The organism is Sphingomonas adhaesiva, assembly GCF_036946125.1.
Classification (GTDB): Bacteria; Pseudomonadota; Alphaproteobacteria; order Sphingomonadales; family Sphingomonadaceae; genus Sphingomonas; species Sphingomonas adhaesiva_A.
Genome location: NZ_JAQIJT010000001.1, coordinates 100,246 through 124,664 on the forward strand (window position 1 = coordinate 100,246; position 24,419 = coordinate 124,664).

Sequence of the window (24,419 nt, forward strand, 5' to 3'; positions counted from 1 at the left end):
CGCGCGGTGGTGCGTGCCGGTAGCCGACCGACTAGACGAGACGCGCGCATGGCCGAGTTCACGCTCCCGAAGAACAGCAAGATTAAGGGCGGACGCACGATCCCCTCGCCGCAACCCGGCGGTGCGATGCGCAATTTCAAGATCTATCGCTACGATCCCGACTCGGGCGAAAACCCGCGCTACGACACGTTCGAGGTCAACCTCGACGAATGCGGCCCGATGGTCCTCGACGCCCTCATCAAGATCAAGTCGGAGCAGGACTCCGGCCTGACCTTCCGCCGCTCCTGCCGCGAGGGCATCTGCGGCTCGTGCTCGATGAACATCGACGGCAAGAACGGCCTCGCCTGCACCACCGCGATCGAGGACGTGAAGGGCGAGGTGAAGATCACGCCCCTGCCCGCGATGGACGTCATCAAGGACCTGGTGCCCGACTTCACGCGCTTCTACGCGCAATATGCCTCGATCACGCCGTGGCTGCAGACCGTCACCCCGCCGCCCGCGGGCAAGGAACGGCTCCAGTCGCCCGAGGAGCGCGCGAAGCTCGACGGCCTGTACGAGTGCATCCTGTGCGCCTGCTGCTCGACCTCGTGCCCCAGCTACTGGTGGAACAGCGACAAGTTCCTGGGCCCGGCGATCCTGCTCCAGGCCTATCGCTGGCTGGCCGACAGCCGCGACGAGATGACCGGCGAGCGGCTCGACGCGCTGGAGGATCCGTTCCGCCTGTACCGCTGCCACACGATCATGAACTGCGCCAACGCCTGCCCCAAGGGGCTGTCCCCGGCCAAGGCGATCGCCGAGATCAAGAAGATGGAAGTCGAGCGGATCGTCTGATCCCGTGGAGCGATACGACGACGAACCCCGGCCCGAGTTTCTCTACGAGGAACATCCCGACCATCCCGGCTGGATGCGCTGGGGGTTCAGGGATCCGACGCGGTACAACGCCTTTCTGGGCGAGATGATCGTCCGCGCGGGGGACCGGCGCGCGTTCGTGCGGATGACGCCCGAGCGGCAGCATTCCAACCTCGCCGACCGGATGCACGGCGGCGCGCTGCTGGGCTTCATCGACGTCTCGCTGTTCGCTGCGGCGCGCAGTTTCGGGCTGATCGGCGCGGGGGCGGCGGTGACGCTCGACCTCAACACCCATTTCATCGGCGGCGGGCGCATCGGCGAGACGGTCGAGGCGCAGGTGGAGCTGCTGCGCGAAACCGGCCGGCTGCTGTTCCTGCGCGGGCTGGTGGTGCAGGGCAGCGACACGGTCGCCGAATTCTCCGGCACGATCCGCAAGCCGGGGCGGTAGCCGCGGACGCGCCGTCATCGCGAGCGTGGCGACGACAACCAGCCGGCATGACGGGAACGAGATGACGGTACTCCACGCCTACGACCAGCTGATCGCCGCGGGCGAGCTGCGCCCCGATCCCGAACAGCGCGCCGCCGCCGAGCGGCTCGATGCGCTGGCGCAGGAGCTGGCGAACCCGCGCACCACCGGCTTCTTCCGCCGCCGCGCGGTGCCGGCGCGGGGCATCTACCTGTGGGGCGGCGTCGGCCGCGGCAAGTCGATGCTGATGGACCTGTTCTTCAGCGAGGCGGCGATCGAGCGGAAGCGCCGCGTCCATTTCGCCGAATTCATGCTGGAGGTCCACGGCCGGATCGCGATCGAGAGGCGCAAGGAAGCGGGCGACCCCATCCCCCCGGTCGCCGCCGCGCTGGCGGAGGAGGCGCGGCTGCTGGCGTTCGACGAGATGATGGTCACCAACAGCCCCGATGCGATGATCCTGTCGCGGCTGTTCACCGCGCTGATCGAGGCCGGGGTGACGATCGTCACCACCTCCAACCGCGCGCCGTCCGACCTCTACAAGAACGGGCTCAACCGCGAGCATTTCCTCCCCTTCATCGCGCTGATCGAGGCGCGGCTCGACGTGCTCGCGCTCAACGGCCCGGTCGACTATCGCCGCGACCGGCTGGGGCAGCAGGATACCTGGCTGGTCCCCAACGGCGCGGAGGCGACCGCGGAACTGTCCGCTGCCTTCTTCCGCCTGACCGACTATCCGCCCGAGGATCGCGAGCACGTGCCCGCGGAGGAGCTGATCGTCCAGGGCCGCGCGCTGCGCGTGCCGAAGGCGCTGAAGGGGGTCGCGGTCTTCAGCTTCAGGAAGCTGTGCGGCGAAGCGCGCGGGTCGGCCGACTATCTGGCGATCGCGCGACGCTATCACACCGTCATCCTCGTCGGCGTGCCGGTGCTCGGCCCCGACAATCGCAACGAGGCCGCGCGCTTCGTCAGCCTGATCGACGCGCTGTACGAGCACAAGGTGAAGCTGCTCGCCGCCGCCGACGCGCAGCCCGACCAGCTGTATCCGCGCGGCGACGGCGCGTTCGAGTTCCAGCGCACGGTCAGCCGGCTGGAGGAGATGCGGTCGGAGGAATACCTCCGGCAGGGACATGGCGCGACGGGCGAGGTCGCCTAGCTGCGCTGCGGACCGGCGAGACGGGCGGAAGATGACGAAGTTGCCACGAAACGATGCCGCGCACGGGCCGCCAAGCCGAAAGGCGCGCTTATCGATCCTGCGAACCATTTGCAGTAAAAGTTTTAAGACTCGTGCGTTAGCGGGTTGCCCCTGGGTGGCGAAGGGCGTAGGCGGCATGACCATTCACACGCACGTCAACGCACGGAAGGGGATGGGATGGCTCGCAAGAAGATCGCGCTGATCGGCGCCGGCAATATCGGTGGTACGCTCGCGCACCTGGCCGCACTCAAGGGCCTGGGCGACATCGTCCTGTTCGACGTGGTCGAGGGCGTGCCGCAGGGCAAGGCGCTGGACCTGTCGCAGTGCGGCCCCGTCGAGGGCTTCGACGCCAGGATCACCGGAACCAACGATTATGCCGACATCGCGGGCGCGGACGTCATCATCGTCACCGCCGGCGTGGCGCGCAAGCCGGGCATGAGCCGCGACGACCTGCTGGGCATCAACCTGAAGGTGATGAAGGCGGTCGGCGAGGGCATCAAGGCCAACGCCCCCGACGCGTTCGTCATCTGCATCACCAACCCGCTCGACGCGATGGTCTGGGCGCTGCGCGAATTCTCCGGGCTCCCCGCGAACAAGGTCGTCGGCATGGCCGGCGTGCTCGATTCGGCGCGGTTCAGCCACTTCCTCGCCGACGAGTTCGGCGTGTCGGTGAAGGACGTGAATACCTTCGTGCTCGGCGGCCACGGCGACACGATGGTGCCGGTGCTGGAATATTCCACCGTCAGCGGCATCCCGGTCAGCGACCTGATCGCGATGGGCTTCTCCACCAAGGAGAAGGTCGACGAGATCGTGAAGCGCACCCGCGGCGGCGGCGGCGAGATCGTCGCGCTGCTGAAGACCGGCTCGGCCTATTACGCGCCGGCCACCAGCGGCATCGCGATGGCGGAGGCGTATCTGTACGACCAGAAGCGCATCCTGCCCGCCGCGGCGCACCTGTCGGGTGAATATGGCATCGACAATCTGTACGTCGGCGTGCCCGTCGTGATCGGCGCCGGCGGCGTGGAGAAGGTGGTCGAGGTGACGCTGTCGGACGAGGCGAAGGCCAACCTTCAGGTCTCGGTCGACGCGGTCAAGGAACTGCTGGTCGCCTGCAAGGGGATCGACGGGTCGCTGGCGTAAGGAAGTCTTAGTGCCCCGGCGAAGGCCGGGGCCCAGTTGGGAGAAGCCCCGACGTGGAAAAGGCCGGGTTCGTCTATATCATGGCGAGCGCACGAAACGGCACGATCTACATCGGCGTTACCAGCGATCTTCCCAAGCGGATCTGGGAACATCGCAACGACGTCATCGGCGGCTTCACCAGAAAGTACGGCTGTCATCGCCTGGTATGGTACGAGGCGCATGACAGCATCGACGCAGCCCGCCATCGCGAGCTGCAGATGAAGGAGTGGCAGCGGGCGTGGAAGTTGCGGGAGATCGAGGGGCTGAACCCGGAATGGGACGACCTCTACGACCGGATCGCGCAACCATGACCGCCACCGTAACTGGGCCCCGGCCTTCGCCGGGGCACTAGGGAGACGATATGAGCATCCTCGTCGACAAGAACACCAAGGTCATCACCCAGGGGATGACCGGCAACACGGGCAGCTTCCACACGCAGGCGGCGCTCGATTACGGCACGCAGATGGTCGCGGGCGTCACCCCCGGAAAGGGCGGCACGACGCACCTGGGCCTGCCGAACTACAACACCGTGCACGAGGCGGTCGCCGCCACCGGCGCGACCGCGTCGGTCATCTACGTGCCGCCGCCCTTCGCCGCGGATTCGATCCTGGAGGCGATCGACGCCGAGGTGCCGCTGATCGTCACGATCACGGAGGGCATCCCGGTGCTCGACATGGTGCGCGTGAAGCGTGCGCTGTCGGGCAGCAAGTCGCGGCTGATCGGCCCGAACTGCCCCGGCGTGCTGACCCCGGGCGAGTGCAAGATCGGCATCATGCCGGGCAACATCTTCCGCAAGGGCTCGGTCGGCGTCGTGTCGCGCTCGGGCACGCTGACCTACGAGGCGGTGTTCCAGACCTCGAACGCGGGCCTGGGCCAGACCACCGCGGTCGGCATCGGCGGCGATCCGGTCAACGGCACCAACTTCATCGACGTGCTGGAGCTGTTCCTGGCCGACGAGGCGACCCAGTCGATCATCATGATCGGCGAGATCGGCGGCTCCGCGGAGGAAGAGGCGGCGCAGTTCCTGAAGGACGAGGCCAAGCGCGGCCGCAAAAAGCCGATGGCCGGCTTCATCGCGGGCCGCACCGCGCCGCCGGGCCGTCGCATGGGCCATGCCGGCGCGATCGTGTCGGGCGGCCAGGGCGGCGCCGAGGACAAGATCGCGGCGATGGAAGAGGCCGGGATCAAGGTCGCGGCCTCCCCGTCGGAGCTGGGTTCCACGCTGCTGAGCGTGCTGAACGGGTGATGATACCCCTCTCCCCTTGTGGGAGAGGGATACCGAAGCTTGGCAGCATCGCTGCCTGGCGGAGGTTGGGTGAGGGGTTTGCGCGCCGCAGGCGCGCGCGGCCGCGAAGGGACCGCCCCCCTCACCCAGCTACGACTAAGGCCCTGCGGGCCTAAGTCTGCGCAACCCTCTCCTACAAGGGGAGAGGGAAGGAGTCGGGTAATGGGCTACGAAGGCCAGGATTTCGGTGACATCGCGGGCGGCGTATCGCCGGCCTTCATCGACGCGCTCTATGCGAAGTACAAGACCAGCCCCGATACGGTCGAGCCGGGCTGGCGCGCGTTCTTCGAGGGGCTGGAGGGATCGATGAGCGCGCCGTCCTGGAGCAACGCCCGCTGGCCGCTGACCAGCACCGACGATCTGACCGCCGCGCTCGACCCGACGCAGATGGAACCCGCGCCCAAGCCGCAGAAGGGCAAGCCCGCCGCCGCGGCGCCGGCGACGCCCGCGCCGTCGCAGGAGGACATCGCGCGCGCCGCCGCCGACGCGATCCGCGCGCAGATGCTGGTGCGCACCTACCGCGTGCGCGGCCACCTCGCCGCGAAGCTCGATCCGCTCGGGCTGTCGGGCCTGCGCGAGCTGCCCGCCGACCTGACCACCGAATATTACGGCTTCACCGACGCCGACATCGACCGCCCGGTCTATCTGGGCGGCACGCTGGGGCTGCAATGGGCCTCGATCCGCGAGGTCGTCGACACGCTGCGCGCCAATTACTGCGGCAACGTCGGCCTGGAATATATGCACATCGCCGATGTCGAGGAGCGCAAGTTCCTCCAGGAGCGCATGGAGGGCAAGGACAAGGGCGTCGAGTTCACGGTCGCGGGCAAGAAGGCGATCCTGAACAAGGTGATCGAGGCCGAGCAGTGGGAGAAGTTCCTGGGCCGCAAGTACGTCGGCACCAAGCGCTTCGGGCTGGATGGCGGCGAGAGCATGATCCCGGCGCTGGAAAGCATCATCAAGTACGGCGGTGCCGCGGGCGTCAACGAAATCGTCTTCGGCATGGCGCACCGCGGGCGCCTCAACGTGCTCGCGAACGTGATGGCCAAGCCGCTGCGCGTGATCTTCCACGAGTTCGCGGGCGGCTCCGCCAACCCCGACGACATCGGCGGGTCGGGCGACGTGAAGTACCACCTGGGCACCTCCACCGACCGCGAGTTCGACGGGCACAAGGTGCATATGTCGCTGGTCGCCAACCCCTCGCACCTGGAGGCGGCGGACCCGGTCGTGCTCGGCAAGGTGCGCGCGATCCAGACGATCGCGGGCGATCTCGACACGCATTCGCGCGCGCTGCCGGTGCTGATCCACGGCGACGCGGCCTTCGCGGGCCAGGGCATCGTGTGGGAGTGCTTCGGCTTCTCCGGCATCCGCGGCTACAACACCGGCGGCTGCGTCCATTTCGTCATCAACAACCAGATCGGCTTCACCACCAGCCCGCAGTTCGCGCGCTCCTCGCCCTACCCCTCCGACGTGGCGAAGGGGGTGCAGGCGCCGATCTTCCACGTCAACGGCGACGATCCCGAGGCGGTGACCTTCGCGACCAAGATCGCGATGGAATATCGCCAGACGTTCCACCGCGACGTGGTGATCGACATGTGGTGCTATCGCCGCTTCGGCCATAACGAGGGCGACGAGCCGGGCTTCACCCAGCCGCTGATGTACAAGGCGATCCGCAGCCATCCGCCCGTCTCCGAGATCTACGGCAAGCGCCTGATCGCGGAGAAGGTGATCGACCAGGCGTGGCTCGACGACAACGTTGCGCAGTTCACCACGCTGCTGGAGGGCGAGTTCGAGGCGGGCGCGAGCTACAAGCCCAACAAGGCGGACTGGTTCGCGGGCCGCTGGTCGGGCCTCCACGCCCCCGCCGACCCGGAGACGTCGCGCCGCAGCGTCGACACCGGGATCGAGATGAAGCTGTTCGACTCGATCGGCCGCACGCTGACGACCGTTCCCGACAGTATCGCGATCCACAAGACGCTGGCGCGCGTGCTGGATGCCAAGCGGCAGATGTTCGCCACCGGCGAGAATATCGACTGGGCGACGGGCGAGGCGCTGGCGTTCGGGTCGCTGCTGCACGAGGGGTACGGCGTGCGCCTGTCGGGGCAGGATTCGGGCCGCGGCACCTTCTCGCAGCGGCACGCGGTGTGGGTCGACCAGAACGACGAGCACAAATACGTGCCGCTGTGGACGATCGAGCACGGCAGCTTCGAGGTGCTCGACAGCCCGCTGTCCGAATATGGCGTGCTGGGCTTCGAATACGGCTATGCGCTGGCCGATCCCAAGACGCTGGTGATGTGGGAGGCGCAGTTCGGCGACTTCGTCAACGGCGCGCAGATCATGATCGACCAGTTCATCGCCAGCGGCGAGGCCAAGTGGCTGCGCGCCAACGGTCTCGTCATGCTGCTGCCGCATGGGTACGAGGGCCAGGGGCCGGAGCACAGCTCGGCGCGTCCCGAGCGCTTCCTGCAACTGTGCGCGGGCGACAACATGCAGGTCGCCAACTGCACCACGCCGGCCAATTACTTCCACCTGCTGCGCCGGCAGATGCACCGCACCTTCCGCAAGCCGCTGGTCGTGATGACGCCCAAGTCGCTGCTGCGCCACAAGCTGGCGGTGTCGAAGGCGGCGGATTTCCAGGGCGACAGCCACTTCCGCCGCATCCTGTCCGACACCAACGGTGCCGCGGACGCGGAGACGACGCGGCTGGTGCTGTGCACCGGCAAGGTCGCCTACGACCTGATCGAGGCGCGCGACGCGGCCGGCGACACGACGACGCAGATCGTGCGCATCGAGCAGCTCTATCCCTTCCCCACCGACGCGCTGGCGAAGCGCATCGCGCGGATGCCGAAGCTGGAAGAGGTGATCTGGGCGCAGGAAGAGCCGAAGAACAACGGCTATTGGTTCTTCGTCGAGCCGTTCATCGAGGAGGCGCTGGGCACCGCGTCCGCGCCGGTCAAGCGTCCGCGCTACGCCGGCCGCGCCGCCGCCGCCTCGCCCGCGACCGGCCTGATGAAGCGCCACCAGGCCGAGCAGGGCGCGCTGATCGCGGACGCGCTGGGCCATAGCGTGCGCGACGAGATCCGCCGCACCCGCGAGGCGGAGACGACGAAGAAGGCCGGCAAGCCCGCCGGCTGACCACCGACCACGTCAGGCAGACACCCCCCAGGATTTTTGAAGGCGAGACGATCATGGCGACCGAAGTAACCGTCCCGACGCTGGGCGAATCGATCACGGAGGCGACGCTGGGCGAGTGGCTGAAGCAGCCCGGCGACCCGGTGGCGGCCGACGAGCCGATCGCCAGCCTGGAAACCGACAAGGTGTCGGTCGAGGTGCCCTCCCCCGTCGCGGGCGTGATGGGGCAGCATGCGGTCAAGGTGGGCGACACGGTCGAGGTGGGCGCGATGCTCGCCACGATCGAGTCCGGTGACGGTGCCGCCGCCGCGCCGGCCGCGCCTGCCGCTGCCAAGCCCGCGGAATCGGCGGAGTCCGCCCCGGCCGCCGGCTACGGCAACCACAATGAAGCCCCCGTCAGCAGCGACTCGCCCGCGGCGCTTTCCCCGTCGGTGCGCCGCGCGGTGCTGGAGCACGGCGTCGACCCCTCGACCGTCAAGGGCACCGGCAAGGACGGCCGCATCACCAAGGAGGATGTCGCCGCCGCCGCCTCCAGCAAGCCCGCGCCCGCCCCCGCCGCGCCCTCGACCCCGACCCCCTCGGTCGCCGCGTCCACCGGCCGCAACGAAGAGCGCGTCAAGATGACGCGGCTGCGCCAGACGATCGCCAAGCGGCTGAAGGAAGCGCAGAACACCGCCGCGATGCTGACCACGTTCAACGACGTGGACATGACCGCGGTGATCGAGGCGCGCGCGAAGTACAAGGACCTGTTCGAGAAGAAGCACGGCGTCCGCCTGGGCTTCATGGGATTCTTCGTGAAGGCCGCGACGATGGCGCTGAAGGATATCCCCAGCGTCAACGCCTCGACCGAGGGCGACGAGATCGTCTATCACGACTATGCCGACATCTCGGTCGCGGTCAGCGCGCCCAACGGGCTGGTCGTCCCCGTCATCCGCGACGCGCAGGACCTGTCGGTCGCGGGGATCGAGAAGACGATCGGCGACTTCGGCAAGCGCGCCAAGGACGGCACGCTGAAGATGGACGAGATGAAGGGCGGCACCTTCACCATCTCCAACGGCGGCGTCTTCGGCTCGCTGATGTCGACCCCGATCATCAACCCGCCGCAGTCCGCGGTGCTGGGCCTCCACCGCATCGAGGATCGCCCGGTGGTCCGCGACGGGCAGGTCGTGGTGCGCCCGATGATGTACCTGGCGCTCAGCTACGACCACCGCCTGATCGACGGCCGCGAGGCGGTGACCTTCCTCGTCGCACTGAAGAACGCGATCGAGGACCCGACGCGGATCCTGATCGACCTGTGATTGAGAGACACCGTGCTCCGGCGAAGGCCGGAGCGCTGGAGGGAGAGCGATGACGGCTGTGGATACCGCTCGCCATCCACCGCTCCGGCCTTCGCCGGAGCACAGCGAGGGCGTAGCCCGGTGAAAGCCGGCTGCGTCTACCTGATGGCAAATCATCGCCGCGGGCAGACGTATCTGGGTGTGACGAGCAACTTGCCCCGACGGGCGTGGCAACATCGCAACCGCGTGATTGACGGGCACTCACGCGATAAGGATTGCACGCTGCTCGTCTGGTACGAATATTTTGACGATCTGCAGGATGCGCGCGCCTGCGAATATCGAATGAAGAAATGGAAGCGCGCATGGAAGTTGCGGCTGATCGAGGAGCGAAACCCCGATTGGCGCGACCTGTTCGCTGACGTTTGTGCGTGAGGCCAACGCTCCGGCCTGCGCCGGAGCACGGAAGGATCGGTAATGGCAGACCAGTACGACTATGACGTCCTCGTGATCGGCGCCGGCCCCGGCGGGTATGTCGCGGCGATCCGCGCGGCGCAGCTGGGGTTGAAGACCGCCTGCGCGGAAAGCCGCGAGACGCTGGGCGGGACCTGCCTCAACGTCGGTTGCATCCCGTCGAAGGCGATGCTGCACGCCTCCGAGCTGTACGACCATGCCGCGAACGGCACGATGGCGAAGCTGGGGATCAGGACCCAGGTCGAGCTGGACCTGGAGACGATGCACGCGCAGCGCCGCGACGCGGTGAAGCAGCTGACCGGCGGGATCGAGTTCCTGTTCAAGAAGAACAAGGTCACCTGGCTGAAGGGCAAGGCCGCGTTCAGGGACGCGCACAGCGTCGAGGTCGCCGGCCAGACCGTCACCGCGAAGAACATCGTCATCGCCACCGGCTCCTCGGTCACCCCGCTGCCGGGCGTCGCGATCGACCAGAAGGTCGTGGTCGATTCGACCGGCGCGCTGGAGCTGCCCAAGGTGCCGCAGCACATGGTCGTCATCGGCGGCGGCGTGATCGGGCTGGAGCTGGGCAGCGTGTGGCGCCGGCTGGGCGCGAAGGTGACGTGCGTCGAGTTCCTCGACCAGATCCTGCCCGGCTTCGATGGCGACATCCGCAAGGAAGCCAACAAGGTCTTCAAGAAGCAGGGGATCGAGTTCAGGCTGTCGACCAAGGTCACGAACGTCGCGGTCGACGGCGACCGCGCCACGCTGACGCTGGAGCCCGCCGCGGGCGGCGAGGCGACGACGATCGAGGCGGATTGCGTGCTCGTGTCGATCGGCCGCCGCGCCAACACCGACGGGCTGAACCTGGAGGCGGCGGGCCTGTCGGCGAACCAGCGCGGTCAGATCGACATCGACCACGACTTCCGCACGACGGTCGACGGCGTCTGGGCGATCGGCGACGTGGTGCCGGGTCCGATGCTGGCGCACAAGGCCGAGGACGAGGGCATTGCGGTCGCCGAGAATATCGCCGGCCAGCACGGCATCGTGAACCACGACATCATCCCCTCGGTCGTCTACACCTGGCCGGAGATCGCGGGCGTCGGGCTGACCGAGGAAGCCGCGAAGGAGAAGGGCGAGGTGAAGGTCGGCAAGTTCCCGATGCTGGCCAACAGCCGCGCCAAGACCAACCACGAGCCGGACGGCTTCGTGAAGGTCATCGCGGATGCCAGGACCGACCGCGTGCTGGGTGCCTGGATCATCGCGGTGCCCGCCGGCACGATGATCGCGCAGGTCGCGCAAGCGATGGAGTTCGGCGCCACCAGCGAGGACATCGCCTATACCTGCCACGCGCACCCGACGCATTCGGAGGCGATCAAGGAAGCCGCGATGGCGGTGACCGGCAAGCCGATCCACGCCTGATCCGACCATGTCGGCTCGCCGTACGATGCGCCGGGTCCATCTGTGGCTCGGCTGGGTCGTCGGCGTGCCGCTGATCTTCTGGACCGCGAGCGGGCTGTGGATGGTCGCCCGCCCGATCGCCGAGGTCCGCGGTACCGCGCTGCGGGCCGCGCCGCCCGCGCTGGCGCTGCCGAGCGCCCTCGCCGCGCCCCGCGCCGCCGGTGCGACCGCCGCGGCGATCGAGATGCAGCACGGTACGCCGCGCTGGATCGTCACCCTGCCCGGCGGCGCGATACGGCGCGCGGATGCAGCCACCGGACGTCTCCTGCCCGGCGTGGAGCGCGCCGAGGCGCTGGCGCTCGCCCGCGCGTCGGTCAAGGCGACGGCCCCCATCGTCTCCGTCACCCGCTTCGCCGCGGATGCCGCGCCGCTCGACCTGCGCCGCGCGCGCCCGTCGTGGCAGGTCGCCTATGACGACGGCACGCACGCCTATCTCGATGCCGACACGGGCACGCTGCTGGCGATCCGCACGCCGCAATGGCGCGCGTTCGACTGGATGTGGGGGCTGCACATCATGGACCTGGGCGGGCGCGAGGATACCAGCCACGCGATCCTGATCGCCAGCGCCGCGCTGGCACTCGTCGCATCGGTGCTGGGCATGGTGCTGCTCCCGGTCGCGGTGTGGCGCAGGCGACGGCGCACCTGACCGAAAGTTCATGCTTCCGTCAGCGTCGCGACGGGTCCACGCGCCTATCCTTCCGGTATCGAAGCAGAAGGAGAAGGAACGTCATGAAAGCCTGTGCTCCCCTCGTGATGGCGCTCGCCGGCCTGTCGCTCGCGGTCGCCGGTCCGGCCGAGGCCAAGGGCTGCCTGAAGGGTGCCGCGGTCGGCGCGGTCGGCGGCCATATGGTCGGCAAGGGCCATGCGCTCGCCGGTGCCGCCGCCGGCTGCGCGATCGGTCATCACCGCGCCGCGAAACAACATCGCGCCTGACGCGCTTCCTCGTCGCGCGGCGCCCTCCCGGCCGCGCGGCGAGGAACCATGGCGATCGACCGCACCACGCTGGAGCGCGACTGGCTGAGGCTGACGCGCGAGCTGTTGCCCGGCCTGGCGCAGGCGCGCGGGTGGCCGGTATCGGCCGATCACTGCTTCCAGCGCATCATGCTCGACAATGCCTGTGGCGGGCGGTGGTACGACCACATCGCCGGACGCCCGGCCTATACCCATGCCCCCGTCGACACGCTGGCGCGCGCGATCGCGCTCGGCGAGGCGGCGATCCGCGGCGAAGCCGATCTGACCGCGCTGAACCGCCGGTCGCTGGCGTGGCGCGGCAGGACGAGAGCAGGGTGACGTCACATCGATCCGTCATTGCGAGCGTAGCGAAGCAATCCAGGGTTCCGCGCGCTGCCCTGGATTGCGTCGCTCCGCTCGCAATGACGAACGGGTCAAGGCCGTAGCATCCCCCTAAGAGCAGGTCGCCCGGCAGGTGATCGTCCCCCAGCGCCCGAAATCGGCCTCGCACCGCTGTCCCGCGCGCACCGCGTGGACGCCGGTGATCGCGCCGGTCGAGACGAACTGCCCCGCGCGCAACCGCATCCCGATCGCCGCCACGCGCCGCGCCGCGAAGGCGAGCGCCGCCATCGGGCCGCCGGGCAGCGCGGAGGCCGCGGCGCGGGCGATCTCCACCCCGTCGATCCGCGTCGTGCATGACAGCGTGTCCGGATCGTCGAGCGCGTCCAGCGGGAGGCGCGCGCCGATGATCTGCCCGTTGTTGTTGCCCTGATCCGGGATCGACCCGAGCGCCTTCAGCGCAGGGAGCGTCGCGACCGGGCTGCCCGCCACCTCCACCGCGATATGCGCCGCGACGACCCACGCGCGCGCCTGCTCCGGCGTCGCCGGGGCCGTATCGTCGGGCACCTCGCCCAGCGTCACCGCCACCTCCGCCTCAAACGCCGCGGACCCGCCGTCGAACAGCGCGAACACCGCCTCCCCCCGCGCCGGCGCAAGGACCACGTCGTCGCAGTACACCGGCCCGATGAAGCGATCCTCGCCGAGCCGCGCCGCCATGTCGGGCGGGATGCGCCCGACCTTCCACCCCGCGATCGCCGCCTCGCCGCGCAGCGCGATGCCGGCCCGCTGGATCGCATAGGCATCCTCCAGCGTCGTCGGCACATCCCCGGGAAAGTCCGCCAGCGCGGTACGCGTTCGCCGTGCGGCGGCCAGGCGCGCCGCGATCTCCTTCGCCGTCGTCATCCCCGCCTCATGCTGCATCGGCTATTGAAGCGCCAGCGGTTCCCGCGCATGCTTGCCAGCGAAAACAGGGAGATATGGGGAAGATGTTCAAATCGTTCGCGACCGCGCTCGCGGTCGTCCTGGCCGCGCCCGCCGCATCGCAGACCGCCGCGCCCGCCGCCACCGCCACCGCGCCGCAGGTCACCTACATCCACGCGGGCACCCTGCTCGACCGGCCCGGTCAGGCGCCGCGCGGCAACAGCACGATCGTGGTGCGCGACGGCATGGTGGCGGAGATTCGCGACGGCTTCGTCGCGCCGCCCGCCGGCGCGACGCTGGTCGACCTGTCGCGCCGGTTCGTGATGCCCGGCATGATCGACCTGCACGTCCATCTGTGGGGAATCGGCGGCGATCCGATGCGCGAGCGGCTGACGCGGCTCAACACCGACGATGCCGACGACATGATGACCAGCGTCGGCAATGCGAAGAAGACGCTGGCCGCGGGCTTCACGACGGTGCGCGACCTGGGCGGCAACCCGCGCGGGATCCGTGCGCTGCGCGACGCGGTGGAGCGCGGCGATGTCGAGGGGCCGAGCATCGTCAACGCCGGCAGCATGATCTCGGTCAGCGGCGGGCATGGCGACGGCACCAACGGGCTCGCCGCCGAATGGGCCGATGCGGTCCACGCGCATCAGATCAACGTGTGCGACGGCCCCGACGAATGCCGCCGCGCGGTGCGCCAGCAGGTCGGGCTGGGCGCGCAGGTCATTAAGTTCGCGGCGACCGGGGGCGTGCTGTCCAACGTCGCCGGCGGCCTGGGCCGTGCGATGACGCCCGAGGAGATGCGCGCGATCGTCGACACCGCGCACGCGCTGGGCCGCAAGGCGACCGCGCACAGCCACGCGGCGGAGGGGACGAAGGCCGCGCTGGAGGCCGGCGTCGATTCGATCGAACACGGCAGCTATCTGGACGACGAGACGATCCGCCTGTTCAAGACCAGGGGCGCGTGGCTGGTCCCGACCGAGATCGCGCCGATCGCCGCGCTGGCGCAGGCCCGCTCCGGTGCGCTGCCCCCGGCGACGATCCCGAAGGCCGAGGCGGCCGCCGTCGCGATGCACGCCAGCCACAAGCGCGCCTTCGCCGCGGGCGTGAAGTTCGCGTTCGGCACCGACACCGGCGTGTCGAAGCACGGCGACAATGCGACCGAGTTCGTCCAGCTGATCGACCTGGGGATGACCCCGGCGCAGGCGATCCGCAGCGCGACGGTGGATGCAGCGACGGTGCTGGGCCGCGACGACCTGGGCACGCTGGCGCCGGGCAAGCGCGCGGACATCATCGCGGTCACCGGCTCCCCGCTGGACGACGTGCGCCGGCTGGAGCAGGTCGATTTCGTGATGCACAAGGGCGTCGTCGCCAAACAGCCTGCCGCGTAGCGCTTGAGCGCGGCGGCGCGGGACGATAGACGCGCCGCCGCACCCATTCAGGGCTCACCACGCCGTCCGCCGACCTGCGCCATGATTCGCGCAGCGGCGCGGGCGGCGTCTTTCTTTGCGGGGACAGGTACATGGCAGAAGAACGCGGCGAAGGCATGGGCGGCGGTCAGGTCGCAGCGGACGAGCTCCGGCTGCTGATCGAGCGCGCCGAGCGGCTCGAAGAGGAGAAGAAGGGCATCGCCGACGACATCAAGGATGTGATGGCGGAGGCCAAGAGTCGCGGCTACGACGCGAAGGCGATCCGCAAGATCCTGCAGATCCGCAAGAAAAAGCGTGAGGAATATCAAGAGGAACAGTCGATCCTGGAGGTCTATATGCAGGCGCTGGGCATGCTGTGACCGCGTAGCGTCGCGGTGACCCGAAATGATGGCGCGTTAACGCCATCTTGGGTCTTTGGGGGCATTGATGGCCCTTCGAAAGACTGAGGAACGGGTCCCCTACGTGCTGGCAAAGTTGCAAACCGGCTTCCGCCCGCGCGAGGAGCGGATCACCGTCCTGATCCCGTCGCGCATGCGGGTCGGCAGCGCCTGGGCCGATGTGGTCATCCACAACGTTTCCTCGCGCGGGCTGATGGGCGGCTCCGACTCGCCGCCTGCGCCCGGCAGCTATATCGAGATCCGCCGCGGCACGATCGTGATCGTCGGGCGCGTGATGTGGGGCAAGGGCCGCTTCTTCGGCGTGCGCACGCAGGACCGCATCTCGGTCAAGGCATTGATCGACGAACCGCGCCTGGCCAGCCGCCCGCAGGCGGTGAAGGAAGACGCCAGGGGCGACCGCCGCGCCGAGAACCGGCTGGCGCACGAGGCCCGCATGGCGCGCAGCATCGAGCGGTCGCGCGCCTTCTCCTCGATGTTCCAATATGTCGGCATCGTCCTGACGATCATCGCCGCGGTCGGGCTGGGCGGCAGCATCCTCTATGGCGCGCTGAGCGAGAAGGTCGATACGGTGACACAGGCGCTGGAGGGGAAATAGGCGCTTCACCCCCCGATCCCGCCCCGGCGGAGGCGGGACGTTTGCAAAGCGGGTGTAACGGGACTGAGCCCACGCCGTGCTCCTGCGCAGGCAGGAGCCCAGTGCCAGGCAGAACAACGCCTCGTAAGACTTGCAACCCTGGGCTCCTGCCTGCGCAGGAGCACGGTGGAGATTGCCGCGCAGGTTCCGCCTCCACCGGAGGACGAGGAAGGGACGTTCGCAGGGGTTTCGTCTGTGCCGCCGGACGATTCACCGACGACGGCCGCTACACCGCCTCCGCAGCCGCGGTCGTCCAGCCGAGATGCGGGATCGTGATCGACCGTTTCCCCGACAGGTCGGTGCGCGTCACGAACAGGTCGCGGCTCTCGATATAGCCGATCAGCCGCTTCACCCGCCCGGTCGAGCTGGTGCCGTAGGTGTGCGCGATGTCGCCGTCGGACGGACACGGCGCGCCGTCGCGCGCGGCGCGCGCCACGAGCAGGAACGCGCCGAGCATGTCGTCGGGCAGCCCCTGCGCCAGCGCCAGCACCCCGGCCCATTCCGGCGCGCCCGGCGCAAAGATGCCGGCGCGCGCGCACGACAGGCGGCGACTGAACGCGGGCAGGTCCAGCGCGGGCCGCGCGACGCCGGCCATGCGGCAGCGCACCTGGAAATCCTGGAACAGCACCGCGGCGGGACGGCCGGCGCTCTCCTGATCCTCGACGATCGCGCGCAAGACCTCGGCATAGACCGCCTCGACCTCCTCCTCCGACCGATCGGGCAGCGTCGGGGCGGGGATGCCGGGCGCCGGCGGCGTGGCGATCTCCGCCAGCAATTCCTGTTCGGGGACGCGGCGCGGGCGCGGGTCGAACGTCATCGGCAGCGTCGGTGCGGCGTCCGGCGTCACGTCGAGCAGCGCCGCCATATCGACCGCGCCCGCCTGCGGCAGCGGCACCAGCTTGGGGCTGCCGCTGCGCGCCTGCGTCTCCACCGCGCCGATGCGCACCGTCAGCGGACGCCGCGACACCGCGGGGCCCAGCGCCAGGAAGGTGCCGCGCGCCAGGTCGCGGATCGCCTCCGCCTGCCGCCGCTCCATCCCCAGCAGGTCGGCGGCGCGCGCCATGTCGATGTCGAGGAAGGTGCGCCCCATCAGGAAGTTCGACGCCTCCGCCGCGACGTTCTTGGCGAGCTTCGCCAGCCGCTGCGTCGCGATCACGCCCGCCAGCCCGCGCTTGCGCCCGCGGCACATCAGGTTGGTCATCGCCGACAGCGACGCGCGCCGTACCTCCTCCGCCACCTCGCCCCCGGTGGTGGGGGCGAACAGCTGCGCCTCGTCCACCACCACCAGCGCGGGATACCAATGTTCGCGCGGGGCATCGAACAGCGCGTTCAGGAACCCCGCGGCGCAGCGCATCTGCCCCTCCGCCTCCAGTCCCTCCAGCGACAGCACGACGCTGGCGCGATGCTCGCGCAGGCGCGCGGCGATTCGCGCCACCTCGCGCTCGGCATAGTCCGCGCCCTCGATCACGACATGGCCGTAGCGGTCGGACAACGTCACGAAATCGCCCTCGGGGTCGATCACCACCTGCTGCACCTGCCCGGCGGACCGCTCCAGCAGCCGGCGCAGCAGATGCGACTTTCCCGACCCAGAATTGCCCTGGACGAGCAGCCGGGTGGCGAGCAGTTCCTCGAGGTCCATCGTCACGGGCGCGCCCGACGTGTCGGTGCCCATGTCCACGCTAACGGTCATGATCGCTGCGCGTTTGGCGCATGACCGCGGGTCGGGGCAAGCGGTTTGCGCGCGCTTGGCGATCGCCGTGCGCGGGTCTAGGGCGCATCCGCACCTTTCGGAACGGAACCGACATGGCTCATCGCCCGCCGATCGCCGACCTCGCGCTGCGCCTGCTGCGCAAATCCCCGCACGCGTTGGATGCGGAGGAACGCCGCGTCCTCGACAGTATGGACGCGGGCACGCTGGTGGCGCGCGACGCCGCGGACGAGGCCGACCTGCGCGCCAGCGTCGGGGATCGGCTGGCCGACAAGGTGGCGGCGATCGGCGGCTCGTGGGGCTTCATCATCGGCTTCAGCGTGGTGCTGGTCGGGTGGATGCTGCTCAACACCGACGTGCTGGCGCGCTTCGGCTGGCAGTTCGATCCCTATCCCTACATCTTCCTCAACCTGATGCTGTCGACGCTGGCCGCGATCCAGGCGCCCGTCATCATGATGAGCCAGAACCGCCAGGCGGCGAAGGACCGACTCGCCGCGAGCCTGGATTACGAGACGAACCTGCGCGCCGAGCTGGAGATCCTGCGGCTGCACGAGAAGCTGGACGCGCTGGTGGCGGAACGGCTGGCGACGCTGGAGGCGAAAATCGATCGCTTGGCGAACACGGGTCCGGCGTCCTAAAGGCACGGGATTATCCGTCAGAGGCGATCATGGCAGGCCATTCCAAGTTCAAGAACATCATGCACCGCAAGGGCGCGCAGGACAAGAAGCGCTCCGGCATGTTCTCCAAGCTCAGCCGCGAGATCACCGTCGCGGCGAAGATGGGGATGCCCGATCCGGACATGAACCCGCGCCTGCGCGCCGCGGTGAACGCCGCCAAGGCGCAGTCGATGCCCAAGGACAATATCCAGCGCGCGATCGACAAGGCGTCGAAGGGCGACACCGAGAATTACGAGGAAATCCGCTACGAGGGGTTCGGCCCCGGCGGCGTGTCGCTCATCATCGAGGCGCTGTCCGACAACCGCAACCGCACCGCCACCAACGTGCGCACCGCAGTGAGCAAGAACGGCGGCAACCTGGGCGCGAGCGGATCGGTCAGCCACGGCTTCGACCGCGTCGGGCTCATCACCTATCCGGCGAGCGCGGGCGACGCGGAGAAGGTGTTCGAGGCGGCGCTGGAGGCGGGCGCGGAGGACGTCACCTCGTCCGAGGAAGGCCATGAGATCTGGACCGAGCAGGCCGCCCTCCACGAAGTCGCCAAGGCGCTGGAGCCGGTGCTGGGCGAGGCGGAGGGCGCGAAGCTCGCCTGGCGTCCGCAGACGATGGTCGAGGTCGGCGAGGGCGACGCCGCGACGCTCTTCAAACTGATCGACGCGCTGGACGACGACGACGACGTCCAGACCGTATGGGGCAATTACGAGGTGTCCGACGAGGTGATGGCGAAGCTGGGGTGAGCCTGCGTGAAAGCCCCTCTCCTTCAGGAGTTGCAGGTCGGTCATGCCGGGGGCATGACCGACCTGCAACTCCTGAAGGAGAGGGGCTTTGATGGTTTCGCCCTTCCCATGATTATCCTCGGCCTCGACCCCGGCCTCGGCACCACCGGCTGGGGCGTGATCCGCGCGGAGGGGAACCGCCTCAGCCATATCGGCAACGGACAGATCCGCACCGATCCGTCCGCGCCGCTGCCGCGCCGGCTGACCAACCTCTATGCCGCGCTGATCGACGTCATTCGCGCCGAGCGGCCCGACAGCGCGGCGGTGGAGGAGGTGCTGGGCAATACCAACGCGCAATCGACGCTGAAACTGGGGCAGGCGCGCGGGGTCGTGCTGCTGGCGGCAGGGGGATCGGGGCTGGCGATCGGGGAATATCACCCCTCCACCGTCAAGAAGGCGGTGGTCGGCACCGGCGGCGCGGAGAAGCGGCAGATCCAGGCGATGATGGCGGTGCTGCTGCCGGGCGCGAAGCTCGCCGGGCCCGACGCCGCCGACGCGCTGGCGGTCGCGATCTGCCACGCGCATCACATGGCGAGCGCGCAGGGGATGATGCGCCGCGCCCGGCCGGGCGCCTAGGCGCATCGGCTCCCGACCGTCATCCCCGCGGGGGCAAGACCTCTGCGAAACTCAGTTTCCTGTTCCCCGGCGAAGGCGGGACCTTTGCCAAACGGGCGCAACAGCACCCAGCCCACGCCGTGCTCCTGCGCACGCAGGAGCCCAGGGCCCAGCACATCAACGCCTTATGGAACCCGCAACCCCGGGCTCCTGCCTGCGCAGGAGCACGGGGGAGCCTTTTGCAAAGGTCCCGCCTCCGCCGGGGAACGGCGGCATTATCGAGCGATCCACGACGTTCGCAGAGGTTTCGCGGAGGCGGGAATGACGAAGGCCAGTAGGAGAACCCCCCTACCTCATCGCGGCAGCTGCCACCGCACGCGATCGCTGTAGGTCGATGCCACGCGCGCGCCGCCGTCGTCGCGCGCCGCCTCGAACCGGGCGCGCTTCGCATAGAGCCGGCACGTCGCCTGATCGAGCGCGGCGGACCCGCTCGACTGCGTCACGCTGCACGTCGAGACCCGCCCGTCGGCATCGACCGCGACGGTGATCGCGACCGTTCCCTGTTCCTCGGCGCGGATCGCCGACGGCGGATAATCGTCGTTGGTGATCCACGACGCGCGCTCACCCCGCACCCGCACCCCGCTCGCCCGGCTGGCGGGCGTGACCGAGGGCTGGGGTTGCGGCGTGCCGGTGGCGATCGGCAGCGGATCGGGGCGGGCCAGCGGCAGCGGCTCGATATAGATCGGCTCGATCGCGCGGGGCAGGTTCACGATCGGCGTCGCGGTACTGGCCGCGGTCTGCCGCACCGGCTGCTGAACCCTGGGCGGTTCCTTCGGCTGCGGCGGTGGCGGCTCGACCGGCAAGGGCACGTTCGTCGTCGTGAGCGTGCGCGTCACCCCGCGCACCACGTCCACCACCATCCCCGTGACGAACGCATAACCGATGATACCGTGGATCAGCGCGACGCCCGCGATGGTCGTGAACCGCCGTGCACCGGGAACCTGATCGGCATAGGCCATGTGACATCCCTCCATCATCCGGAGTGTCGCAGGCGCTGGAATCCGCCTGTCGACGAAGCTCCGGGAACGCAGGCTGCGCCCATCGCCCGCGCCCGGGCAAGCGACTTAGTTCGCATTATGCACGGCGGCAGACGCAGCGCGGGCTTGCGTTGTCGCCAAAGCGACGCCAACGCTGCGGCGCATGATCGACGATTCTGCCGCCAGCGGCCCGGACTCGCACAGCGACGTGGACCCGACGGGCCTGGCCGCGGGACGTCCCGCCGGCGGCGCGATGGACGTCGGTGCCAGCGAGCCGATCGAGCGCCCCGGGCTGCACCATTGGCGCGAGAGCACGATCACCGATGCCGATCTGAACGACCGCGGCGGGGTCTTCTTCGCCGCGATCGAGATGACGCGGATGCCGATGATCCTGACCGATCCCAATCTGGACGACAATCCGATCGTCTTCGCCAACAAGGCGTTCTTCGACCTGACCGGGTATGAGGAAGACGAAGTGCTGGGGCGCAACTGCCGCTTCCTTCAGGGCGCGCAGACCGACCGCAGCGCGGTCGCCGAACTGCGCGAGGCGATCGAGAAGCGCTCCGCGATCGCGCTGGAACTGCTCAACTACCGCCGCGACGGCTCGCCGTTCTGGAATGCGGTGTTCATCGGCCCGGTCTACGACAAGGGAGGCGCGCTGCGCTATTTCTTCGCGAGCCAGCTCGACGTCACGCGCCGCCGCAATACCGAGCAGAGCTACCGCCAGGCGCAGAAGATGGAGTCGATCGGTCAGCTGACCGCCGGGCTCGCGCACGATTTCAACAACCTGCTCCAGGTCGTGAACGGCAATCTGGAACTGGTCGCCGCCACCAACGATCCCGAGCGCGTGAAGCGCTACGTCAGCGCCGCGCAATCCGCCGCGGAGCGCGGGGCGAAGCTGACGCGGCAGCTGCTCGCCTTCGCGCGCAAGACCCGGCTGGAGCCGCGCCCGCTCGACCTGTCGCGGCTGGTCAGCGAATTCTCCGACCTGATCGAAAGCTCGGTCAACAAGCAGGTCGACATCCACCTCAGCCTGCGCCGCCGCCTGCCGCATGTCGTGGTCGATCCCGACCAGCTGGAAATGGCGCTGCTCAACATCGTCAACAACGCGCGCGACGCGATGCCCGACGGCGGGCTCGTCACCATCTCCACGCTGCCGCGCCGGCTGGAGACCGACGATACCGTCGATCTGGAGCCGGGCGATTATGTCGCGCTCCAGGTCGAGGACGAGGGGCACGGCATGAGCCCCGACGTGCTGGAGCGCGCGTCGGAGCCGTTCTTCACCACGAAGGGCGTGGGCAAGGGCACCGGACTGGGCCTGGCGATGGCGAGCGGCTTCGTCCGCCAGTCGGGCGGCAAGCTGGAGATCGAGAGCGAGCCGGGCAAGGGGACGCGCATCCGCATGCTGTTCCCGGTCATGCCGGTCGCGGACAAGGCCAATGCGCCGCGCCATCACGTCCCGGCGCAGGCAATGCCCGGCGACGGCGGGCAGCCGCACGTGCTGGTGGTCGAGGACAATGACGAGGTGCTGGCGATCGCGCGCGAGATCCTGGAGAGTGCGGGCTACCGCGTCTCCACCGCGATCAGCGGCGACGAGGGGCTGCGTTTCTTCGAGGCGACGCACGCGCACGACCGCATCGACCTGCTGTTCACCGACCTCGTCATGCCGGGCGGGATGAACGGGCTGATGCTGGCGGATGCGGTGACCGAGCGCGACCCGGCGGTATCGGTGCTGATGACGACCGGCTATAACGAGGAGCTGGTCATCAACGGCCCGCGCGCGCGCACCACCGACGTGCTCAGCAAGCCGTACCGCCGCTCCGAGTTGCTCGACCGCATCAGCCAGGCGCTCAACCGCCGGGGCGAAGGGCAGCCGCGCCGCCAGCGTTCGGACTTCGGCGCCGCGCAGGCCTGAGCCGCGACGCCCGCCACCGCGGATTTGCCACGCCGCGCCGGATCGACCAGACAGCGGGGCATGTTGCCGAACCCGCTCGCCGGCCTGCGCCTGCTGCTCCCCGCGATCGTCCCGTCATGGCGGTTCTTCGATGCGGTCGGCGACAGCCCGCGGATCGACCATGCGGTCGTGGCCGGCCCCGACACGCCGGTCGTGCGGTGGCATACGGACGACCCCCGCGTGCGCCACCTCTCGCCCGCCCGGATGATCCGCCGGCTGTTCTGGAACCCGGCGTGGAACGACGGCCTCTACCGCGTCAGCCTGGCCGAGCGGCTGCTGACCGGCGACGACCCGCGGACGGTGGCGCATAGCGAGCGCGAGATGATCCGGCGTATCGCGCGCGGTCTGGATGCCGCGCCCGGCGACTGGCTGCGCATCCGTATCCGCCTCGTCACGCGCGACAGCGAGCGCGTCGCATATGAAAGCGGCGCCGTCCGCGTTTCCGACCTGATCGCACCATGACGCTCGACCACGCGATCCGGCTGACCGCGGCGATGATGGCGGCGGCGTTCGTCCAGCAGAGCGCCGAGCACCTGCGGCCCGCCGCGCGCGGCACCGAACGCGCGCTCTTCGCGCCGCGCCTGATCCTGTCGCTGCTGCTGCTCGCCGCCGCCGCGCTCGGCGCACCGCCGCCCGCCTTGCTGCTGGCGCTGGTCGCCAACCACCTGTTCACCCTGCCCTTCTTCAACGGCCCCTATAACGGCGGGGCGGACCGGATGAGCCTGTTGATCCTGCTGTGCCTGACCGCCGCCGTGCTGCTGCCGGAGCCGCGCTGGCGCGAGGCGGCGTTCGGCTATCTCGCGATGCAGTTGCTGCTCAGCTACGCGGTCGCGGGTGCGGTGAAGATCGTGAACCCCGCGTGGCGCGACGGCGGCGCGCTGCGCGACGTCTTCCGCTTCTCGGCCTATCCCGCGGGCGACAACATTCGCCGCCTCGCCGACCGGCCGCGGCTGCTGCGGGCGGCGGGCTGGGCGGTGATGCTGTTCGAGCTGGCCTTCCCGCTCGCGATCCTGTCGCGCCCGGCCCTGATCGTCGCGCTGGTCGTCGCGGCGCTGTTCCATCTCGCCAATGCGTGCCTGTTCGGGCTCAACCGCTTCTTCTGGATCTGGCTGTGCGCCTATCCCTCGCTCCTGTGGCTGCAGGAGCGGGTGGTGGGCTGACATCCGGCAACACCGCCTTGCCGACCATCCCGGCGAAGGCGGGACGTTTGCAAAAGGGATGCAACAGCGCCACGTACCGGCCGTGCTCCTGCGCAGGCAGGAGCCCAAGGCCCAGCAGAACAACGCCTTATGGGACCTGCAACTCTGGGCTCCTGCCTTCGCAGGAGCACGGGGTAGCCTTTTGCAAAGGCGCCGCGAAGGCCGGGCCTTTGCAAAATGGCTGCAACAGCGCCGCTTACCGGCCGTGCTCCTGCCTGCGCAGGAGCACGGTGGAGACTTTTGCAAAGGTCCCGCCTGCGCCGGGGTGGACAGTCAGGCGACCGCGCCGATCGGTTCGGGCGCGAAATCTCACCCCTCGCACCGCTCCGGATGCTTGCGGCATTCGCGCAACCGCTTCTGCTCGCGCTCGTCCTCCTTGCGCATCCGCCGCAAATACTTTTCGTCGCGTTCCTTCTCGCTGGTGGTCATCATGTCGACCGTCCCGCCGACCGCCTTGCCCGCCAGCTTCACCGGCGCGGTGACGACGTTCGCCACCGTGCTGACGCATCCCCCGGTCGCCAGCATCAGACCGGCCGCGGCCAGCCCTCCCCATAGACGCAT

The 24,419-nt window shown here is 69.2% G+C and carries 26 protein-coding genes; 22 read left to right on the forward strand and 4 right to left on the reverse strand.

The genetic code is table 11. The annotated features are described in order from the left end of the window. The first annotated feature begins 48 nt into the window (after positions 1-48). The 13 genes from PGN23_RS00465 (at position 49) to PGN23_RS00525 (ending at position 12,569) form a co-directional block, all read left to right on the forward strand. A complete protein-coding gene (locus PGN23_RS00465; protein ID WP_335300823.1) occupies positions 49-831 on the forward strand; it encodes a succinate dehydrogenase iron-sulfur subunit in 783 nt (260 codons plus the stop codon). 4 nt (positions 832-835) lie between these two features. Then, positions 836-1,297, forward strand: a complete 462-nt coding sequence (locus PGN23_RS00470; protein WP_335300824.1) for a PaaI family thioesterase — start codon at positions 836-838, stop codon at positions 1,295-1,297. A 61-nt stretch (positions 1,298-1,358) separates the two neighbouring features. After that, positions 1,359-2,462: a cell division protein ZapE gene (gene zapE, locus PGN23_RS00475; protein ID WP_335300825.1), complete on the forward strand. Its 1,104-nt coding sequence runs from the start codon at positions 1,359-1,361 to the stop codon at positions 2,460-2,462. 216 nt (positions 2,463-2,678) lie between these two features. After that, positions 2,679-3,641, forward strand: coding sequence for a malate dehydrogenase (gene mdh / locus PGN23_RS00480; RefSeq protein WP_335300826.1), 963 nt, complete (start codon positions 2,679-2,681; stop codon positions 3,639-3,641). Positions 3,642-3,694: 53 nt separating this feature from the next. Next, on the forward strand, positions 3,695-3,991 hold the full coding sequence (locus PGN23_RS00485) for a GIY-YIG nuclease family protein (RefSeq protein ID WP_335300827.1): 297 nt from the start codon (positions 3,695-3,697) through the stop codon (positions 3,989-3,991). 50 nt (positions 3,992-4,041) lie between these two features. After that, a complete protein-coding gene (gene sucD, locus PGN23_RS00490) occupies positions 4,042-4,926 on the forward strand; it encodes a succinate--CoA ligase subunit alpha (RefSeq protein WP_335300828.1) in 885 nt (294 codons plus the stop codon). A gap of 201 nt (positions 4,927-5,127) precedes the next feature. After that, positions 5,128-8,097 carry a 2-oxoglutarate dehydrogenase E1 component gene (locus PGN23_RS00495; RefSeq protein WP_335300829.1) on the forward strand — a complete coding sequence of 990 codons (2,970 nt, stop codon included), beginning with the start codon at positions 5,128-5,130 and terminating at the stop codon, positions 8,095-8,097. A 53-nt stretch (positions 8,098-8,150) separates the two neighbouring features. Next, complete coding sequence (gene odhB / locus PGN23_RS00500; protein WP_335300830.1) at positions 8,151-9,392, forward strand: 2-oxoglutarate dehydrogenase complex dihydrolipoyllysine-residue succinyltransferase; 1,242 nt, start codon at positions 8,151-8,153, stop codon at positions 9,390-9,392. A 120-nt stretch (positions 9,393-9,512) separates the two neighbouring features. Next, positions 9,513-9,803 carry a GIY-YIG nuclease family protein gene (locus tag PGN23_RS00505; protein WP_335300831.1) on the forward strand — a complete coding sequence of 97 codons (291 nt, stop codon included), beginning with the start codon at positions 9,513-9,515 and terminating at the stop codon, positions 9,801-9,803. A 42-nt stretch (positions 9,804-9,845) separates the two neighbouring features. After that, a complete protein-coding gene (lpdA, locus tag PGN23_RS00510; RefSeq protein ID WP_335300832.1) occupies positions 9,846-11,240 on the forward strand; it encodes a dihydrolipoyl dehydrogenase in 1,395 nt (464 codons plus the stop codon). Positions 11,241-11,247: 7 nt separating this feature from the next. Next, a complete protein-coding gene (locus PGN23_RS00515; RefSeq protein WP_335300833.1) occupies positions 11,248-11,925 on the forward strand; it encodes a PepSY domain-containing protein in 678 nt (225 codons plus the stop codon). Between the two features lie 83 nt (positions 11,926-12,008). Then, positions 12,009-12,212, forward strand: coding sequence for a hypothetical protein (locus PGN23_RS00520; RefSeq protein WP_335300834.1), 204 nt, complete (start codon positions 12,009-12,011; stop codon positions 12,210-12,212). A 48-nt stretch (positions 12,213-12,260) separates the two neighbouring features. Further along, entirely contained in the window at positions 12,261-12,569 is a 309-nt protein-coding gene (locus tag PGN23_RS00525) for a GCN5-related N-acetyltransferase (protein WP_335300835.1), read from the forward strand. A 114-nt stretch (positions 12,570-12,683) separates the two neighbouring features. Here the strand turns inward: PGN23_RS00525 and PGN23_RS00530 are convergent, their stop codons facing one another. Further along, complete coding sequence (locus PGN23_RS00530; protein WP_335300836.1) at positions 12,684-13,472, reverse strand: 2-keto-4-pentenoate hydratase; 789 nt, start codon at positions 13,470-13,472, stop codon at positions 12,684-12,686. A 74-nt stretch (positions 13,473-13,546) separates the two neighbouring features. On the opposite strand from PGN23_RS00530, the gene PGN23_RS00535 reads away from it, so the two are divergent. From PGN23_RS00535 to PGN23_RS00545, 3 genes are all read left to right on the forward strand, one after another. Then, entirely contained in the window at positions 13,547-14,884 is a 1,338-nt protein-coding gene (locus PGN23_RS00535) for a metal-dependent hydrolase family protein (RefSeq protein ID WP_335300837.1), read from the forward strand. Between the two features lie 131 nt (positions 14,885-15,015). Continuing rightward, positions 15,016-15,282, forward strand: a complete 267-nt coding sequence (locus PGN23_RS00540) for a DUF2312 domain-containing protein (protein ID WP_335300265.1) — start codon at positions 15,016-15,018, stop codon at positions 15,280-15,282. Positions 15,283-15,385: 103 nt separating this feature from the next. Then, positions 15,386-15,916, forward strand: coding sequence for a PilZ domain-containing protein (locus PGN23_RS00545; RefSeq protein ID WP_335300838.1), 531 nt, complete (start codon positions 15,386-15,388; stop codon positions 15,914-15,916). A gap of 265 nt (positions 15,917-16,181) precedes the next feature. Here the strand turns inward: PGN23_RS00545 and PGN23_RS00550 are convergent, their stop codons facing one another. Then, positions 16,182-17,645 carry an ATP-binding protein gene (locus PGN23_RS00550; RefSeq protein ID WP_335300839.1) on the reverse strand — a complete coding sequence of 488 codons (1,464 nt, stop codon included), beginning with the start codon at positions 17,643-17,645 and terminating at the stop codon, positions 16,182-16,184. A 113-nt stretch (positions 17,646-17,758) separates the two neighbouring features. Between PGN23_RS00550 and PGN23_RS00555 the strand changes: the two genes are divergently transcribed. From PGN23_RS00555 to ruvC, 3 genes are all read left to right on the forward strand, one after another. Then, positions 17,759-18,301, forward strand: a complete 543-nt coding sequence (locus PGN23_RS00555; protein ID WP_335300840.1) for a DUF1003 domain-containing protein — start codon at positions 17,759-17,761, stop codon at positions 18,299-18,301. Between the two features lie 29 nt (positions 18,302-18,330). Then, positions 18,331-19,074 carry a YebC/PmpR family DNA-binding transcriptional regulator gene (locus PGN23_RS00560; protein ID WP_335300841.1) on the forward strand — a complete coding sequence of 248 codons (744 nt, stop codon included), beginning with the start codon at positions 18,331-18,333 and terminating at the stop codon, positions 19,072-19,074. Between the two features lie 108 nt (positions 19,075-19,182). Continuing rightward, positions 19,183-19,689: a crossover junction endodeoxyribonuclease RuvC gene (gene ruvC / locus PGN23_RS00565; protein WP_335302040.1), complete on the forward strand. Its 507-nt coding sequence runs from the start codon at positions 19,183-19,185 to the stop codon at positions 19,687-19,689. A 332-nt stretch (positions 19,690-20,021) separates the two neighbouring features. Here ruvC and PGN23_RS00570 read toward each other — a convergent pair whose 3' ends face one another. Continuing rightward, positions 20,022-20,687: an energy transducer TonB gene (locus PGN23_RS00570; protein ID WP_335300842.1), complete on the reverse strand. Its 666-nt coding sequence runs from the start codon at positions 20,685-20,687 to the stop codon at positions 20,022-20,024. Positions 20,688-20,868: 181 nt separating this feature from the next. Between PGN23_RS00570 and PGN23_RS00575 the strand changes: the two genes are divergently transcribed. From PGN23_RS00575 to PGN23_RS00585, 3 genes are read left to right on the forward strand one after another with little or no spacing between them, the layout of a single operon-like run. Further along, positions 20,869-22,620: a histidine kinase famiy protein gene (locus tag PGN23_RS00575; protein ID WP_335300843.1), complete on the forward strand. Its 1,752-nt coding sequence runs from the start codon at positions 20,869-20,871 to the stop codon at positions 22,618-22,620. Between the two features lie 60 nt (positions 22,621-22,680). Beyond that, the gene (locus tag PGN23_RS00580) at positions 22,681-23,121 is read left to right on the forward strand and encodes a hypothetical protein (protein WP_335300844.1); all 441 of its coding nucleotides are present in this window, start codon (positions 22,681-22,683) and stop codon (positions 23,119-23,121) included. Next, entirely contained in the window at positions 23,118-23,819 is a 702-nt protein-coding gene (locus tag PGN23_RS00585) for an HTTM domain-containing protein (RefSeq protein WP_335300845.1), read from the forward strand. The genes PGN23_RS00580 and PGN23_RS00585 overlap by 4 nt, the downstream gene beginning before the upstream one ends. 348 nt (positions 23,820-24,167) lie before the next feature. Here the strand turns inward: PGN23_RS00585 and PGN23_RS00590 are convergent, their stop codons facing one another. Continuing rightward, positions 24,168-24,419 carry a hypothetical protein gene (locus tag PGN23_RS00590; RefSeq protein WP_335300846.1) on the reverse strand — a complete coding sequence of 84 codons (252 nt, stop codon included), beginning with the start codon at positions 24,417-24,419 and terminating at the stop codon, positions 24,168-24,170.